Raw genomic sequence first — 17,117 nt, forward strand, 5'->3', positions numbered from 1 at the left:
CTTCAACGGTACCGTTGAAGAGGTCGATTATGAGAAGAGCCGCGTGAAGGTCTCTGTACTGATCTTCGGTCGTTCTACTCCTGTTGAACTGGATTTTGGTCAGGTCGAAAAAGGCTGATTGAATTCTGTACGTTTAACGGTTGTCAGGGGCAGCGAATATCTCTATAATTCGCTGCCCCTTTATTAGTTGGGGAGCCGTTTGCAGGAGCAAGTCTCCGAGGCGCTAGAACCCATTTTTGAGGTATTTTCCTAATGGCTAAGAAAGTCACAGCTTATATCAAGCTGCAGGTTGCTGCTGGTGCAGCCAACCCGTCTCCTCCCGTTGGTCCTGCACTGGGTCAACACGGTGTTAACATCATGGAATTCTGTAAGGCGTTCAACGCTCGTACAGAGAAGCTGGAAAAAGGTTCACCGACTCCGGTCGTGATCACCGTTTACAGCGACCGTTCCTTCACCTTCGAAACCAAGACTCCGCCTGCTTCCTTCCTGCTGAAGAAAGCTGCTGGCATCAAGTCTGGTTCTTCCAAGCCGAACAAAGACAAGGTTGGTAAGGTGACCGTTGCCCAGCTGCAAGAAATCGCCAAGACCAAAGAGCCGGATATGACTGGTGCCGATCTGGATGCAAAAGTACGTTGCATCGCAGGCTCCGCTCGTTCCATGGGTCTGGTAGTGGAGGATTAAGACAATGGCTAAACTTTCCAAGCGTATGCGCGTTATTCGCGAAAAAGTTGACGGTACCAAAGAGTACTCCATCAACGAAGCCATTGCCCTGCTGAAAGAACTGGCTACCGCCAAGTTCGTTGAAAGCGTTGACGTTGCTGTCAACCTGGGTATCGACGCTCGTAAATCTGACCAGAACGTACGTGGTGCTACTGTACTGCCGCACGGTACCGGTCGTGATGTACGCGTTGCCGTATTTACCCAAGGTGCCAACGCCGAAGCAGCTAAAGCTGCCGGTGCTGACCTGGTAGGTATGGATGACCTGGCCGATCTGGTTAAGAAAGGCGAGATGAACTTCGACGTAGTTATCGCATCCCCGGATGCCATGCGCGTTGTTGGTCAACTGGGTCAAATCCTGGGCCCGCGCGGCCTGATGCCGAACCCGAAAGTTGGTACTGTAACCCCGAACGTTGCCGAAGCTGTCAAGAACGCCAAGGCTGGTCAGGTTCGTTACCGTAACGACAAGAATGGTATCATCCATACCACTCTGGGTAAGGTTTCTTTCAACGAAGTTCAGCTGAAAGAAAACTTGGAAGCTCTGCTGGTTGCCCTGAAAAAAGGCAAGCCCTCTTCCGCCAAAGGTCAATTCATCAAGAAAGTCAGCATCTCCACCACCATGGGTGCCGGTGTTGCCGTAGACCAAGCTTCTCTGGAAGCTCAGGCCTAATTGATGGGTTTTACAAGGCGCAAAATTTAATCTATAATTTTGCGCCTTGATTGGTTGGGGGTTTCGACCTCCGTCCAAGACCGCAGGAGGCTGCAAAGCCTTAATGTTTCCTGCGTAGACGGTGCCGGAAACCCAGCGAGAAAGATTCTTTCTCTTCTGGAATCCTGCTACCGCATCGTTCCCCTCTGTTGTAAAGGTAGGGGGGATGTGTCAGTACTGGGTCAATAGACCCGGATTCAATCCAGGAGTTAAGCCAATGGCATTGGGACTCGAAGACAAAAAGGCAATTGTTGCTGAAGTCAACGAAGCTGCCAAAGGCGCTCTTTCTGCAGTTGTTGCCGATTCTCGCGGTGTAACTGTAGACAAGATGACCGTCCTGCGTAAAACCGCTCGTGAAGCCGGTGTGTACATGCGCGTTGTGCGTAACACCCTGCTGCGTCGCGCGGTAGAAGGTACCGAATACGAGTGCCTGAACGACGCATTTACCGGTCCTACCTTGATTGCTTTCTCTAACGAACACCCGGGCGCTGCTGCTCGTCTGTTCAAAGAGTTTGCCAAAGCGAACCAAAAGTTCGAAATCAAGGCTGGCGCTTTTAACGGTGAGTTTATCGCCGCAGCACAAATTGATCGTCTGGCCACGCTGCCGACTTACGAAGAAGCAATTGCGAAGTTGATGGCGACTATGAAAGAAGCCTCTGCTGGCAAGCTGGTTCGTACTATCGCTGCTGTTCGCGACCAGAAACAAGCTGCTGCTTGATTCTCGCCTATTTAGGCTGTTTGAGTTTATTCAACATCAGGAATTTTTGTCATGTCTATCACTAAAGACCAAATCATCGAAGCCGTTGCTTCCATGTCCGTAATGGAAGTTGTTGAGCTGATCGAAGCTATGGAAGAGAAGTTCGGTGTTTCTGCCGCTGCTGCCGTAATGGCTGGCCCGGCTGCTGCTGAAGCAGTAGAAGAGAAGACCGAGTTCGATGTAGTTCTGACTGCTGCTGGCGCCAACAAAGTTGCCGTTATCAAAGCCGTTCGTGGCGCTACCGGTCTGGGCCTGAAAGAAGCCAAAGATCTGGTAGAAGCTGCTCCGGCTAACCTGAAGGAAGGCGTGTCCAAGGACGAAGCTGAAGCTCTGAAGAAAGAGCTGGAAGCTGCCGGTGCTTCTGTTGAGATCAAATAATCTGCATTTATGTAGATTAGCCTGATAAAACAGGCTAGGGCTGGTGAATTTTTGTTCACCAGCCTTTTTGCGCTGTAGACTGAGAGCATTTCACACCGTTTACGACTCTCGGTGCACCAGCAATCCGGACTGTCTTCTTTCGTCCGGGCCAACACAAAACGGTGTTGAGACAGAGCTGTCCCGCGGGACAGAGTGGGTCACTTATCAGCGAGCTGAGGAACCCTATGGTTTACTCTTATACCGAAAAAAAACGCATTCGTAAGGACTTCGGTAAGCGAGACCAGGTACTGGACACGCCTTATCTGTTGTCCATTCAGCTGGACTCCTTCAAGCAGTTCATCGAGGCTGACCCGGAAGGTGAATATGGCCTAGAGGCCGCTTTCCGTAGCGTTTTCCCGATCACCAGTTACTCCGGTAGTGCTGAGCTTCAGTATGTCAGCTATCGCCTGGGTGAGCCGGTATTTGACGTAAAAGAATGCCAGATCCGTGGAGTGACCTACTCCGCGCCGCTGCGTGTCAAGCTTCGTATGGTTCTGTACGACCGTGAAGCAGCTGCCGGCACCGTCAAAGACATCAAGGAACAAGAAGTATACATGGGCGAAATTCCGCTCATGACCGAGAACGGCACCTTTGTTATCAATGGTACCGAGCGGGTTATCGTCTCCCAGCTGCACCGCAGCCCGGGCGTCTTCTTCGACCACGATAAAGGCAAAACTCATTCATCCGGTAAGGTACTGTATAACGCTCGCGTTATCCCCTACCGTGGCTCCTGGCTGGACTTCGAGTTCGATGCGAAAGACAACCTGTTTGTCCGTATCGACCGTCGTCGCAAACTGCCAGCATCCATTATTCTGCGCGCCCTGGACTTCACTTCCGAACAAATCCTGGCCACCTTCTTCGAGACCATCGGTTTTGAAGTAAAAGATGGCAAGTTGATGATGGATCTGGTGCCGGAGCGTCTGCGTGGTGAAACTGCGACCTTTGACATCGTGGCCAATGGCGCCGTGGTGGTTGAGACCGGTCGTCGTGTGACTGCGCGTCACATCCGTCAGTTGGAAAAAGACGCCGTTACCCAGATTGAGGTACCGGTTGAGTATGTTGTTGGCAAAGTTGCTGCCAAGGACTACGCACATCCGCAAACTGGCGAGATGGTCGTGACCGCCAACCAGGCGCTGAGCCTGGAAGCGATCGCCAACCTGTCCCAAGCCGGCTTCAAGCATTTCGAGGTTCTGTTCACCAACGAACTGGATCACGGTGCTTACATGTCCGAGACCCTGCGTGTCGACTCCAGCTCCAACCGTTTGGAAGCGCTGGTCGAGATCTATCGCATGATGCGTCCGGGCGAGCCGCCTACTCGCGAAGCTGCAGAACAGCTGTTCGAAAACCTGTTCTTCTCCGCCGAGCGTTACGACTTGTCTACCGTAGGTCGGATGAAGTTCAACCGCCGTCTGGGTCGTGAAGACGAGACTGGCGCGGGTATACTGACCAAAGACGACATCGTCGATGTGATGAAGCGCCTGATCGACATCCGTAACGGTAACGACGAAGTGGACGATATCGACCACTTGGGTAACCGTCGTATCCGTTCTGTCGGTGAAATGGCTGAAAACCAGTTCCGCGTCGGTCTGGTGCGTGTCGAGCGTGCGGTCAAGGAGCGTCTCTCCCTGGGCGACCTGGACACCCTGATGCCGCAGGATCTGATCAACGCCAAGCCGATCTCCGCCGCAGTCAAAGAGTTCTTTGGTTCCAGCCAGCTGTCCCAGTTTATGGACCAGAACAACCCGCTCTCCGAAGTGACCCACAAGCGTCGTATCTCCGCGCTGGGCCCAGGCGGTTTGACTCGTGAGCGTGCCGGCTTTGAAGTCCGAGACGTACACCCGACTCACTACGGTCGTCTGTGCCCTATCGAGACTCCTGAAGGTCCGAACATCGGTCTGATCAACTCTCTGTCCGTGTACTCTCGTACCAACGAGTACGGTTTCCTCGAGACCCCGTACCGTAAGGTCATTGACGGTGTGATCACCGACGAAGTGGACTACCTGTCTGCTATTGAAGAAGGCAAGTACGTGATCGCACAGGCTAACGCCGCGACCACCGAAGATGGCCGTCTGAAAGATGAATTGATCCCGTGCCGTCACAAAGGTGAATCCACCTTTATGAACGCCGACCAGATCCAGTATATGGACGTGAGCCCGCAGCAGATCGTATCTGTGGCAGCGGCTCTGATCCCGTTCCTGGAACACGATGACGCGAACCGCGCATTGATGGGTTCAAACATGCAACGTCAGGCTGTACCGACTCTGCGTGCTGACAAGCCGCTGGTAGGTACCGGCATGGAACGCGCGGTGGCCGTTGACTCCGGTGTAACCGTAGTGGCCAAGCGTGGCGGCGTAATCGACTATGTCGATGCCTCCCGTATCGTCCTGAAGGTCAATGAAGATGAGCTGATGCCAGGCGAAGCCGGTATCGACATCTACAACCTGACCAAATACACCCGTTCCAACCAGAACACCTGTATCAACCAGCGTCCTTGTGTGATGTTGGGTGAGCCGGTCATGGCTGGCGACGTACTGGCTGACGGCCCGTCCACCGATCTGGGTGAACTGGCGCTGGGTCAGAACATGCGCGTCGCGTTCATGCCGTGGAACGGTTACAACTTCGAAGACTCGATTCTGGTGAACGAGCGTGTTGTTCAGGAAGATCGCCTGACCACCATCCATATCCAGGAACTGGCTTGTATCTCCCGTGACACCAAACTGGGTCCGGAAGAGATCACTGCTGACATCCCGAACGTGGGTGAAGCCGCTCTGTCCAAGCTGGACGAGTCCGGTATCGTCTACGTGGGTGCCGAAGTGAAGGGCGGCGACATTCTGGTTGGTAAGGTAACACCGAAAGGTGAAACCCAGCTGACGCCGGAAGAGAAGCTGCTGCGCGCCATCTTCGGTGAGAAGGCGTCCGATGTGAAGGACTCCTCCCTGCGTGTACCGAACGGTGTGTACGGTACCGTGGTTGACGTGCAAGTCTTTACCCGCGATGGCGTGGAAAAAGACAAGCGCGCCAAAGAAATCGAAGAGATGCAGCTGAAGGAAGCGAAGAAGGACTTGACCGAAGAGTTCAAGATCCTGGAAGACGGCATTTTCGGCCGCTCCCGCAACCTGCTGCTGGCCGCCGGTTACAGCGAAGATCGTCTGAACAAGCTGGAGCGTTCCAAGTGGTTTGAACTGGCCATCGAAGATGAAGCCAAGCAGACCGAACTGGAGCAGATCGCTGAACAGCACGTTGAGCTGAAAGCCGAGTTCGACAAGAAGTTCGAGAACAAGCGTCGCAAGATTATCCAGGGTGATGATCTGGCGCCGGGCGTACTGAAAATCGTCAAGGTTTATCTGGCAGTCAAGCGTCGCATCCAGCCGGGTGACAAGATGGCGGGCCGTCACGGTAACAAGGGTGTTATCTCCAAGATCTGTCCGGTCGAGGATATGCCTCATGACGAGTTCGGCCGTCCGGTCGACATCGTACTGAACCCGTTGGGCGTACCGTCTCGTATGAACATCGGTCAGATCCTCGAAGTGCACCTGGGCCTCGCGGCCAAGGGTATCGGCGAGAAGATCGATCGCATGGTCAAAGAGCAGCGTGAGCTGCACGAGATGCGCAACTTCCTGCAACAGGTCTACGACCTGGGCGAGAAGGACACCCAGCAAGTGAACATCGCCGAACTGTCTGACGACGACGTACGTACCCTGGTGGGTAACCTGCGTAAGGGTCTGCCGGTTGCTACTCCGGTCTTTGATGGTGCCAAAGAGCGCGAAATCAAAGCCCTGCTGAAGCTGGCCGATCTGCCGGAGTCCGGTCAGATTGATCTGTTCGACGGCCGTACCGGTAACCGCTTCGAGCGTAAAGTAACCGTTGGTTACATGTACATGCTGAAGCTGAACCACCTGGTCGACGACAAGATGCACGCGCGTTCTACCGGTTCTTACAGCCTGGTTACCCAGCAGCCGCTGGGTGGTAAGGCTCAGTTCGGTGGTCAGCGTTTCGGTGAGATGGAAGTGTGGGCCCTGGAGGCTTACGGTGCGGCATATACCCTGCAGGAGATGCTGACCGTCAAGTCTGACGATGTGAATGGCCGTACCAAGATGTACAAGAACATCGTGGATGGCGACCACCGTATGGAGCCGGGCATGCCCGAATCCTTCAACGTATTGCTGAAGGAAATCCGCTCTCTGGGTATCAACATCGAGCTGGACGAAGAGTAAGAGCTCGCTCTTATTGTTCGAGAATTGACGTGGGCGCCCCGCTGTTTTGGCAGCCGGGGCGCCGAGGTTAGACTCCTGACAGGGGAAACACGTGAAAGACTTACTCAAGTTTTTGAAGGCTCAGACCAAGACCGAAGAGTTTGACAGTATCAAGATCGGTCTGGCCTCTCCTGACATGATCCGCTCCTGGTCATTCGGTGAGGTCAAAAAGCCTGAGACCATCAACTACCGGACTTTCAAGCCGGAGCGTGATGGTCTGTTCTGCGCCCGTATCTTCGGACCGGTGAAGGACTACGAGTGTCTGTGCGGCAAGTACAAGCGCCTGAAACACCGTGGTGTGATCTGTGAGAAGTGCGGCGTTGAAGTGACCCAGACCAAGGTCCGTCGTGAGCGTATGGGCCACATCGAGCTGGCCAGCCCGACTGCCCACATCTGGTTCCTGAAGTCCCTGCCGTCCCGTATCGGTCTGCTGCTGGACATGACCCTGCGCGACATCGAGCGCGTGCTCTACTTCGAATCTTTCGTAGTTATCGAGCCGGGCATGACCAACCTCGAACGCAGCCAGATGCTCTCTGAAGAGCAGTACCTGGATGCGCTGGAAGAGTGGGGCGACGAATTTGACGCCAAGATGGGTGCCGAAGCAATCCTGGCATTGCTGCGCGCCATCGATCTGGAAGGTGAAGTCAAAGCGATGCGTGAGGAGCTGGATCAGACCAACTCCGAGACCAAGCGCAAGAAGACCACCAAGCGTCTGAAGCTGATGGAAGCTTTCCTGCAGTCCGGCAACAAGCCGGAGTGGATGATCATGACAGTGCTGCCTGTGCTGCCGCCGGACCTGCGTCCGCTGGTACCGCTGGACGGCGGCCGTTTCGCGACTTCCGATCTGAACGATCTGTACCGTCGCGTGATCAACCGTAACAACCGCTTGAAGCGTCTGCTGGATCTGGCTGCTCCGGACATCATCGTGCGCAACGAAAAGCGCATGCTGCAAGAGTCCGTCGATGCGCTGCTGGATAACGGCCGTCGCGGTCGTGCCATCACAGGTTCCAACAAGCGCCCGCTGAAATCTCTGGCCGACATGATCAAGGGTAAGCAGGGTCGTTTCCGTCAGAACCTGCTGGGTAAGCGTGTCGACTACTCCGGTCGTTCCGTTATCACCGTAGGCCCGACTCTGCGTCTGCATCAGTGCGGTCTGCCGAAGAAGATGGCTCTGGAACTGTTCAAGCCGTTCATCTATGGCAAGCTGGAAACCCGCGGTCTGGCGACCACTATCAAGGCCGCCAAGAAGATGGTTGAGCGCGAAGAAGCTGTCGTTTGGGACATCCTGGACGAAGTTATCCGCGAACACCCGGTTCTGCTGAACCGTGCGCCGACTCTGCACCGTCTGGGTATCCAGGCATTCGAACCGACTCTGGTCGAAGGCAAGGCAATCCAGCTGCACCCGCTCGTTTGTGCTGCGTATAACGCGGACTTCGACGGTGACCAGATGGCTGTTCACGTACCGCTGACCCTGGAAGCCCAGCTAGAAGCGCGTGCGCTGATGATGTCTACCAACAACATCCTGTCGCCTGCATCCGGTGAGCCGATCATCGTTCCTTCTCAGGACGTGGTCTTGGGTCTGTACTACATGACCCGTGCCCGCATCAATGCGAAGGGTGAAGGTATGGTGCTGTCCGGCCCGAAAGAGGCCGAGAAAGTGTACCGTGCCGGTCTGGCCGACCTGCATGCTCGCGTCAAGTGCCGCATCACCGAGTACGTGAAAAACGAAGCCGGTGAACTGGTTGCCAAGACCGAGATGAAGAACACCACCGTTGGTCGTGCGATCCTGAGCCTGATCCTGCCGAAAGGCATGGAATATGCCCTGATCGACGAGCCGAAGGTGCTGACTGCTGCCGAGCAGGCCGATCTGGACGCCAATCCGCAGAACTGGATCAAGTCCGTATCCAACAAGGCGCTGGGCAAAAAGCTCATCTCCCGTCTGCTGAACACCTGCTATCGCAAGCAGGGGCTGAAGGACACCGTTATCTTCGCTGACCAGCTGATGTATACCGGTTTCCACTACGCGGCGCTGTCCGGTGCTTCCGTTGGTATCGATGACATGGTCATCCCGGATGCCAAGAAAGACATCATTGCTTCTGCCGAAGCCGAAGTTGCCGAGATCCAGGACCAGTTCCTGTCCGGTCTGGTAACCGCGGGCGAACGTTACAACAAGGTTATCGATATCTGGGCCAGCGCCAACGAGCGCGTCTCCAAGGCCATGATGGAGAACTTGTCCAAAGAGCGTAACGTCAACTCGCTGGGTGATGAAGAAGAGCAGGCCTCGTTCAACAGCATCTTTATGATGGCCGACTCTGGTGCGCGGGGTTCCGCCGCCCAGATCCGTCAGCTGGCCGGTATGCGTGGCCTGATGGCCAAGCCGGATGGCTCCATCATCGAGACCCCGATCATCGCGAACTTCCGCGAAGGTCTGAACGTACTGCAGTACTTTATCTCTACCCACGGTGCTCGTAAGGGTCTGGCGGATACTGCACTGAAGACTGCGAACTCCGGTTACCTGACTCGTCGTCTGGTAGACGTGGCGCAGGACATGGTGATCACCGAGGACGATTGCGGCACTACCGAAGGTCTGTGGATGACTCCGCTGATCGAGGGTGGCGACGTGGTCGAGCCGCTGCGTGAGCGCGTGCTGGGTCGTGTGGTGGCAGAAGATGTCATCAAGCCGGGTACCGAGGACGAGATCCTGGTTGCTCGCAACACCCTGCTCGACGAGCAGCTGTGTGACCTGCTGGAACGCAACTCCGTTGATCGTGTGAAGGTACGTTCTGCCATCACCTGTGAAACCGACTTCGGTAACTGTGCTCACTGCTACGGCCGTGATCTGGCCCGTGGTCACCTGGTTAACAAGGGTGAGGCTGTCGGTGTTATCGCCGCCCAGTCCATCGGTGAACCGGGTACCCAGCTGACAATGCGTACGTTCCACATCGGTGGTGCCGCATCTCGTGCCGCAGCCGAGAGCAGCATCCAGGTGAAGAACACCGGTAGCATCAAGCTGCAGAACGCCAAGTTCGTTCACAACAGCGATGACAAACTGGTTATCACCTCCCGTTCTACCGAACTGACCATCATGGACGACATGGGCCGTACCAAGGAAAGCCACAAGCTGCCTTACGGTTCCGTGCTGGAAGTGAAGGACGGCCAGGCAGTGAATGCTGGCGAAACCGTTGCTAACTGGGATCCGCACACTCACCCGATCATCACCGAAGTGGCAGGTCGTCTGCACTTCGAACACATGATCGATGGCGTGACCATCACTCGTCAGACCGACGAGCTGACCGGTCTCTCCTCTATCGTCGTGCTGGACGTCAACGAGCGTCCGAGCGCCGGTAAAGAGATGCGTCCGACCGTTAAACTGGTCGACCTGAACGGCAACGACGTGATGATCCCGGGTACCGATGTAGCCGCCCAGTACTTCCTGCCGGGCAAGGCGATCGTGAACCTGGAAGATGGTGCCAACGTGGGCGTGGGTGACGCGGTAGCGCGTATCCCGCAAGAGTCCGGCGGTACCAAGGACATCACCGGTGGTCTGCCGCGTGTTGCGGATCTGTTCGAAGCACGTCAACCGAAGGAACCGGCAATTCTGGCCGAGATCTCCGGTACCATCTCCTTCGGGAAAGAGACCAAGGGCAAGCGCCGTCTGGTCATCACCCCGACCGATGGTGGCAACGTCTACGAAGAGATGATTCCGAAGTGGCGTAACCTGAACGTGTTCGAAGGTGAAAAAGTTGAGAAGGGTGAAGTGCTGGCGGACGGTCCCGAGTCTGCTCACGACATCCTGCGTCTGCGCGGTATCAGCCCGGTCGCCAACTACATCGCCAACGAAGTGCAGGACGTTTACCGTCTGCAAGGCGTTAAGATCAACGACAAGCACATCGAAGTCATCGTTCGTCAGATGCTGCGCAAGTGCGAGATCCTGAGCGCTGGCGATACCGATCTGATCGAAGGCGAACAGGTTGAAGTGGCTCGAGTGAAGATTGCCAACCGTAAGCTGGTTGCCGAGGGCAAGACCCCTGCGACCTACCGTCATGTACTGATGGGTATTACCAAGGCATCTCTGAGCACCGAGTCCTTCATCTCCGCGGCTTCCTTCCAGGAAACCACTCGCGTTCTGACCGAAGCCGCCGTAGGTGGCAAGCGTGATGAACTGCGTGGTCTGAAAGAGAACGTCATCGTGGGTCGTCTGATCCCGGCTGGTACCGGCTTTGCCTACCACCACAGCCGGATCAACCAGCGTGCTGCCGCAGCTCGTGCTGTTGGTACCCCGCAGGTGACCGCTGATGAAGCGGAGCAGAACCTGGCGGATCTGCTGAACGCAGCCGGTAGCTTCGACGAAGAGTAACTCGTCATCCGTGATTAAAAAGGGCTCCTTCAAGGAGCCCTTTTTGTTGGCCAATTCCTCGGCAAAGGTAGACGCAGCGCGGGTTTCAGGATGATCCAGAGCAAAGTTGTAGAGTAAAAAATCAAAAAAAGTTGACTTTACTTCCCTGCAATTTAAAACTCGGGAAAGTTGAATGGTTATTACAGGGGTAGAACATGACTGTCGGTATCGAGGAAGCCATGCTTCCCGAAGAACAGCTGATCAGCCGCACTTTTACAGATGAAGACAGGGAATTGTTGCGCTCATACGATGGGCTCATCGATGGCTTGGCCGAGCTGTTCGGCAAGCATTGTGAAGTGGTACTCCACTCCCTGGAAAATCTGCACGAGTCGGTGATCAAGATCGCCAACGGCTTCAATACCGGACGCACCCTCGGGGCGCCCATCACCGATCTCGCACTGCGCATGCTCAAGGACATCGAGAGCACCGGCCAGGATTACACCCAGAGCTATTTCGCTCGCAGCCGTACCGGCGCGCTGATGAAGTCGAGCACCATCGCCATTCGCAACAGCGAGCGGCAAGTAGTGGGGCTGATCTGCATCAACCTGCACATCAATGCGCCTTTCCACGAGTTCGTGGCCGAATTTTTCCCGACGCCCCAGCAGGCGGCGCGCCAGTCACCAGAGACCTTCGCCAATAGCGTGGAAGAGCTGGTTGCCCAGACGGTGGATAACACCATCGACGAGATCAACCGCGATCCCACCGTGGCCAACAATGCCAAGAATCGCTTCATCGTGACCCAGCTGTTCGAGAAGGGCATTTTCGATATCAAGGATTCGATCAATCTGGTGGCGGACAAACTCAATATTTCAAAACATACCGTTTATCTTTACATCCGACAGCGCAAGCAGGGTGAAGACGAGAACGAGTAACTCATTCCAGAAGGGGATAGATGAATGGCTAAAGAAGTGATTGCAACCGACAAGGCGCCTGCCGCGATTGGTCCGTATGTTCAGGCTACCAAGGTTGGCGAGATGATCTTCACCTCCGGGCAGATCCCGCTCGATCCTGCCACCATGGAAATCGTGGCTGGCGGCATTGAAGAGCAGGCTGAACGGGTGATGAAGAACCTGGTTGCCGTGTTGCACGCTGCCGGTGCCGATGCCAGCAAAGTGGTCAAAACCACCTGCTTCCTGAGCGACATGAACAACTTCGTTGCCTTCAACCAGGTCTATGCCCGCTACTTTGGCGATGCGGCGCCAGCCCGCTCCTGCGTGGAGGTGGCTCGTCTGCCGAAAGATGTGCTGGTCGAGGTCGAGGCGATTGCCCATCTCTGATCAACAGATCGAATCAAGCCCCTCCTGGCAGGGGCTTTTTTGTTTTTGGCGTAAAATGGACCGGGTCAGCACAGGAGTCCTGCAATGAGTCTGAGTTTTGCCATCCTGGTCACGGGGCCTGCCTATGGCACCCAATCGGCCAGCACAGCCTATCGTTTTGCCCGCACCCTGTTGGCACAGGGGCATACCTTGTCCCACCTGTTCTTCTATCAGGACGGGGTCTGCAACGGCAACGGTTTGCATCTGCCTGCATCCGATGAGACTGACCTGGTGCGTCTGTGGCGAGAGCTGGCAGAAGAGCAGGGGATCCGTATCGACGTCTGTGTCGCCGCCGCCATGCGGCGCGGTGTGCTCGATGAACAGGAAGCCAAGGGGGCAGGGCTGGAGCACTTCAATCTGCAAGCGCCATTTTGCCTGAGCGGTCTGGGCCAGTTGGCCGAGGCTGCGCTCACCGCCGATCGGCTGGTTCAGTTCTAGGGGGAGTCATGAGCAAGAAAATCGCCTTTATCTGCAGTCGTGGCCCCCATGGCCATGCCGCCGGCCGGGAAGGACTGGATGCCCTGCTGGCCACCTCGGCCATGACCGATGATCTGGCCCTCTTCCTGATTGGGGACGGCGTGCTGCAACTGCTCAAGGAGCAGCAGCCTGCCGCCATTTTGCAGCGCCACTACGCCCCTACCTTCAAAATGCTGGAACTCTACGACATCGAAGAGGTCTATGTTTGTGCTGACTCGCTGGCAGAGCGTGGCGTGACAGTGGATGATCTGCTGATCCCCGTCGAGAGTCTGCCGCGCCAGGAACTGGCTCGGCGCTGGGCACAATGTTCGACTCACATCAGCTTTTGAGGTCTCCATGTTGCATCTGATATTGAACTCTCCCTTTCAGAGTCAGGCTCTGGCAGAGGCGCTCTCATACCTTCAGCCCGAGGATGAGCTGGTACTGATGCAGGATGCCGTGATTGCGGCATCAGCTCCCCAGTGGAGCGCGCGGCTGGCGGGTATCCCGCTTTATGTGATGCAGGAAGATCTACAAGCCCGCGGTTTGCAGCATCGGGTGGGTAATGTGCTCGATATGGCGGGTCTGGTGGCACTGATTACGCAAAAAGGTTCCCCGCGCACCTGGGGGGGCTGAGAAGCATATTTTCAAGATAATTCAAGGTGATGTCGTGAAATCAAACGGATCCGAATTGCCCTTTTGTGACGCAAATTGTATAAATCTTGACTCCCCAGACAACAGGGCATAAAATTTCGCGTCCCCGTATCTGCGGGGAGGATTTTCCACACGTTTATGAAGTCATTATCAGGAGCCTTTTGATGGCAACTATTAACCAGTTGGTTCGCAAGCCACGCATCAAGCTCGTTGTGAAAAGCAACGTGCCGGCGCTGGAAGCGTGCCCTCAGAAGCGTGGCGTATGCACTCGTGTATATACCACCACCCCGAAGAAGCCTAACTCTGCACTGCGTAAAGTGTGCCGTGTACGTCTGACCAACGGCTTCGAAGTCACCTCCTACATCGGTGGTGAAGGTCACAACCTGCAAGAGCACTCTGTTGTTCTGATCCGTGGCGGTCGTGTAAAAGACTTGCCAGGTGTTCGTTATCACACCGTTCGTGGTGCGTTGGACTGTGCCGGTGTTAAAGACCGTAAGCAGGCTCGCTCCAAGTATGGCGTGAAGCGTCCTAAAGCTTAATGGTTCTCCGTTAAGTAAGGCCAAACGTTAATTCGTTTCTAGTTAGATAGCTTTCTAGTTTTGGGTAATCCCTGAAGTTACGGAGAATTTGAAATGCCAAGACGTCGTGTTGTTGGTCAGCGTAAAATCCTGCCAGATCCCAAGTTCGGATCAGAGCTGCTGGCTAAATTTGTCAACGTAGTAATGGTTGACGGTAAGAAATCTGTTGCAGAAGCCATTGTTTATGGCGCCCTGGACATCATTGCCACCAAATCTGGCAAAGAGCACCTGGCCGTATTCGAAGAAGCTCTGGATAACATTCGTCCGGCGGTCGAGGTTAAATCTCGTCGCGTCGGTGGTGCAACCTATCAGGTGCCGGTAGAAGTTCGTCCGGTACGTCGCAATGCCCTGGCAATGCGCTGGTTGGTTGATGCCGCTCGTAAACGTGGTGAAAAATCAATGGCTCAGCGTCTGGCTGGCGAGCTGCTGGATGCCGCTGACAATAAGGGTTCGTCTGTCAAGAAACGTGAAGACGTTCACCGTATGGCTGAAGCGAACAAAGCCTTCGCTCACTTCCGCTGGTAATCCGCTTGCGCAGGGTCTTTTGACTCTGCGCACCTTTAATTATCTAGGGACAAGCGCCTTAGTAAGAGGATGACAATGGCTCGTACAACCCCCATTGAGCGTTATCGTAACATCGGTATCTCCGCTCACATTGACGCCGGTAAGACTACTACTACCGAGCGCGTACTGTTTTACACCGGTGTAAGTCACAAGATCGGTGAAGTTCACGATGGCGCTGCCACCATGGACTGGATGGAACAGGAACAAGAGCGTGGTATCACCATCACCTCCGCCGCGACCACCGCTTTCTGGTCCGGTATGGGTAAACAGTTCCAACCGCACCGTATCAACATCATCGATACCCCGGGCCACGTTGACTTTACTATCGAAGTAGAGCGTTCAATGCGTGTTCTGGACGGTGCCGTGATGGTGTACTGTGCCGTAGGTGGCGTACAGCCACAGTCTGAAACCGTATGGCGTCAGGCTAACAAGTACAAGGTTCCCCGTATCGCGTTCGTCAACAAGATGGACCGTACCGGCGCCAACTTCCTGCGCTGCGTTGAGCACATCAAGACCCGTCTGAAAGGTACTCCGGTTCCCCTTCAGCTGAACATCGGCGCCGAAGAGAACTTCAAGGGCGTTGTTGACTTGGTCAAGATGAAAGCCATCAACTGGAATGAAGCTGATCAGGGCGTATCCTTCGATTACGAAGACGTCCCGGCCGAGTTGCTGGAACAGGCGCAAGAAATGCGCATGAATCTGGTTGAAGCCGCTGCAGAAGCGTCTGAAGACCTGATGGAAAAATACCTGGGCGGCGAAGAGCTGACCGAGGAAGAGATCAAAGGTGCTCTGCGTCAGCGCGTGCTGAACAACGAAATCATCCTGGTAACCTGTGGCTCCGCGTTCAAGAACAAGGGCGTACAGGCCATGCTGGATGCCGTGATCGAGTACCTGCCGGCTCCGACCGACGTTGCTGCTATCGACGGCCTGAAAATGGACGGCGAGACCAAAGACGAGCGTCACGCTTCTGATGACGAACCGTTCTCTGCTCTGGCGTTCAAGATCGCTACCGACCCGTTCGTTGGTAACCTGACCTTCTTCCGTGTCTACTCTGGCGTGATCAACTCCGGTGACACCGTGCTGAACTCCGTCAAGGACAAGCGCGAGCGTTTTGGCCGTATCGTTCAGATGCATGCCAACAAGCGTGAAGAGATCAAAGAAGTACGCGCAGGTGACATCGCTGCTGCAATCGGTCTGAAAGACGTGACCACTGGTGACACCCTGTGTGACCCGAACGCACCGATCATCCTCGAGCGTATGGAATTCCCGGAGCCGGTAATTTCTATCGCGGTTGAGCCGAAAACCAAGGCTGACCAAGAGAAGATGGGTCTGGCTCTGGGCCGTCTGGCTCAGGAAGATCCGTCCTTCCGCGTATGGACTGACGAAGAGTCAGGTCAAACCATCATCGCTGGTATGGGTGAGCTGCACCTGGACATCATCGTTGACCGTATGCGTCGCGAGTTCAAGGTTGAAGCCAACGTAGGTAAGCCGCAGGTTGCCTACCGTGAAACCATCCGTACCACCGTTAAAGACATCGAAGGCAAGCATGCCAAGCAGTCTGGTGGTCGCGGTCAGTACGGTCACGTTGTTATCGACATGTACCCGCTGGAAGAAGGCAAAGCCTACGAATTCGTCAACGACATCAAAGGTGGTGTCATTCCTGGTGAATTCATCCCGGGTGTTGATAAAGGTATCCGTGAGCAGCTCAAATCTGGTCCGCTGGCTGGTTACCCGGTTATGGATCTGGGTGTGCGTCTGCACTTCGGTTCTTACCACGATGTCGACTCTTCCGAACTGGCGTTCAAAATCGCTGCTTCCATGGCCTTTAAGGCTGGCTTCATGAAAGCCAACCCGGTTCTGCTCGAACCGATCATGAAAGTAGAAGTTGAAACTCCGGAAGATTACATGGGCGACGTTATCGGTGACCTGAACCGTCGTCGTGGCCTGATCGAAGGTATGGAAGATGGCCCGTCCGGCAAGATCGTACGTGCTCTGGTGCCGCTGGCCGAAATGTTCGGTTATGCAACTGCACTGCGTTCCGCTACCCAGGGTCGTGCTTCCTACGCCATGGAATTCGCCAAGTATCACGATGCACCGACCAACGTTGCACAAGCCGTGATCGAAGAGCGCAAATCCAAGTAATTTAAGATTCCCCGCCTACGACGGTAGGCGGGTTTAACCTAGAAGGACTACGTCGTGTCTAAAGAAAAATTTGAGCGTAATAAACCGCACGTAAACGTCGGCACCATCGGCCACGTTGACCACGGTAAAACCACCCTGACTGCAGCTATCACCAACGT

Annotated in this window: 15 protein-coding genes and 1 pseudogene; all 16 read left to right on the forward strand. The window is 55.1% G+C overall.

Annotated features, from left to right (window positions below; all coding sequences use genetic code 11):
- Positions 1 to 118: pseudogene (gene nusG, locus AACS18_RS11755) on the forward strand (transcription termination/antitermination protein NusG); the annotation flags it as partial.
- A gap of 134 nt (positions 119 to 252) precedes the next feature.
- Positions 253 to 681 carry a 50S ribosomal protein L11 gene (gene rplK / locus AACS18_RS11760; RefSeq protein ID WP_005339887.1) on the forward strand — a complete coding sequence of 143 codons (429 nt, stop codon included), beginning with the start codon at positions 253 to 255 and terminating at the stop codon, positions 679 to 681.
- Between the two features lie 4 nt (positions 682 to 685).
- On the forward strand, positions 686 to 1,387 hold the full coding sequence (rplA, locus tag AACS18_RS11765) for a 50S ribosomal protein L1 (protein WP_005339888.1): 702 nt from the start codon (positions 686 to 688) through the stop codon (positions 1,385 to 1,387).
- A 256-nt stretch (positions 1,388 to 1,643) separates the two neighbouring features.
- A complete protein-coding gene (gene rplJ / locus AACS18_RS11770; RefSeq protein WP_005339895.1) occupies positions 1,644 to 2,144 on the forward strand; it encodes a 50S ribosomal protein L10 in 501 nt (166 codons plus the stop codon).
- Positions 2,145 to 2,195: 51 nt separating this feature from the next.
- The gene (gene rplL, locus AACS18_RS11775; RefSeq protein ID WP_005306304.1) at positions 2,196 to 2,561 is read left to right on the forward strand and encodes a 50S ribosomal protein L7/L12; all 366 of its coding nucleotides are present in this window, start codon (positions 2,196 to 2,198) and stop codon (positions 2,559 to 2,561) included.
- Positions 2,562 to 2,785: 224 nt separating this feature from the next.
- Complete coding sequence (rpoB, locus tag AACS18_RS11780; protein ID WP_108614315.1) at positions 2,786 to 6,814, forward strand: DNA-directed RNA polymerase subunit beta; 4,029 nt, start codon at positions 2,786 to 2,788, stop codon at positions 6,812 to 6,814.
- 91 nt (positions 6,815 to 6,905) lie between these two features.
- Positions 6,906 to 11,210 (forward strand): DNA-directed RNA polymerase subunit beta', encoded by a 4,305-nt coding sequence (gene rpoC, locus AACS18_RS11785; protein WP_108614316.1) that lies wholly within the window; start codon positions 6,906 to 6,908, stop codon positions 11,208 to 11,210.
- 194 nt (positions 11,211 to 11,404) lie between these two features.
- Positions 11,405 to 12,121: a helix-turn-helix transcriptional regulator gene (locus AACS18_RS11790; RefSeq protein WP_005339902.1), complete on the forward strand. Its 717-nt coding sequence runs from the start codon at positions 11,405 to 11,407 to the stop codon at positions 12,119 to 12,121.
- Between the two features lie 24 nt (positions 12,122 to 12,145).
- Complete coding sequence (locus tag AACS18_RS11795; RefSeq protein ID WP_005339904.1) at positions 12,146 to 12,526, forward strand: RidA family protein; 381 nt, start codon at positions 12,146 to 12,148, stop codon at positions 12,524 to 12,526.
- An 84-nt stretch (positions 12,527 to 12,610) separates the two neighbouring features.
- Positions 12,611 to 13,003 carry a sulfurtransferase complex subunit TusD gene (tusD, locus tag AACS18_RS11800; RefSeq protein WP_076495845.1) on the forward strand — a complete coding sequence of 131 codons (393 nt, stop codon included), beginning with the start codon at positions 12,611 to 12,613 and terminating at the stop codon, positions 13,001 to 13,003.
- Between the two features lie 8 nt (positions 13,004 to 13,011).
- Entirely contained in the window at positions 13,012 to 13,371 is a 360-nt protein-coding gene (tusC, locus tag AACS18_RS11805) for a sulfurtransferase complex subunit TusC (RefSeq protein WP_108614317.1), read from the forward strand.
- A 7-nt stretch (positions 13,372 to 13,378) separates the two neighbouring features.
- The gene (gene tusB / locus AACS18_RS11810) at positions 13,379 to 13,657 is read left to right on the forward strand and encodes a sulfurtransferase complex subunit TusB (protein WP_108614318.1); all 279 of its coding nucleotides are present in this window, start codon (positions 13,379 to 13,381) and stop codon (positions 13,655 to 13,657) included.
- 182 nt (positions 13,658 to 13,839) lie between these two features.
- On the forward strand, positions 13,840 to 14,214 hold the full coding sequence (gene rpsL / locus AACS18_RS11815) for a 30S ribosomal protein S12 (protein WP_005306278.1): 375 nt from the start codon (positions 13,840 to 13,842) through the stop codon (positions 14,212 to 14,214).
- Between the two features lie 93 nt (positions 14,215 to 14,307).
- Positions 14,308 to 14,778 carry a 30S ribosomal protein S7 gene (gene rpsG, locus AACS18_RS11820; RefSeq protein ID WP_005339911.1) on the forward strand — a complete coding sequence of 157 codons (471 nt, stop codon included), beginning with the start codon at positions 14,308 to 14,310 and terminating at the stop codon, positions 14,776 to 14,778.
- Positions 14,779 to 14,853: 75 nt separating this feature from the next.
- Complete coding sequence (fusA, locus tag AACS18_RS11825) at positions 14,854 to 16,959, forward strand: elongation factor G (RefSeq protein ID WP_005339913.1); 2,106 nt, start codon at positions 14,854 to 14,856, stop codon at positions 16,957 to 16,959.
- A 54-nt stretch (positions 16,960 to 17,013) separates the two neighbouring features.
- The coding region (locus tag AACS18_RS11830) for a GTP-binding protein (protein WP_143238957.1) at positions 17,014 to 17,117 on the forward strand (104 nt) is incomplete at its 3' end.

The sequence above is a fragment of the Aeromonas sp. HMWF015 genome, assembly GCF_963878965.1.
GTDB classification, from domain to species: Bacteria; Pseudomonadota; Gammaproteobacteria; order Enterobacterales; family Aeromonadaceae; genus Aeromonas; species Aeromonas veronii.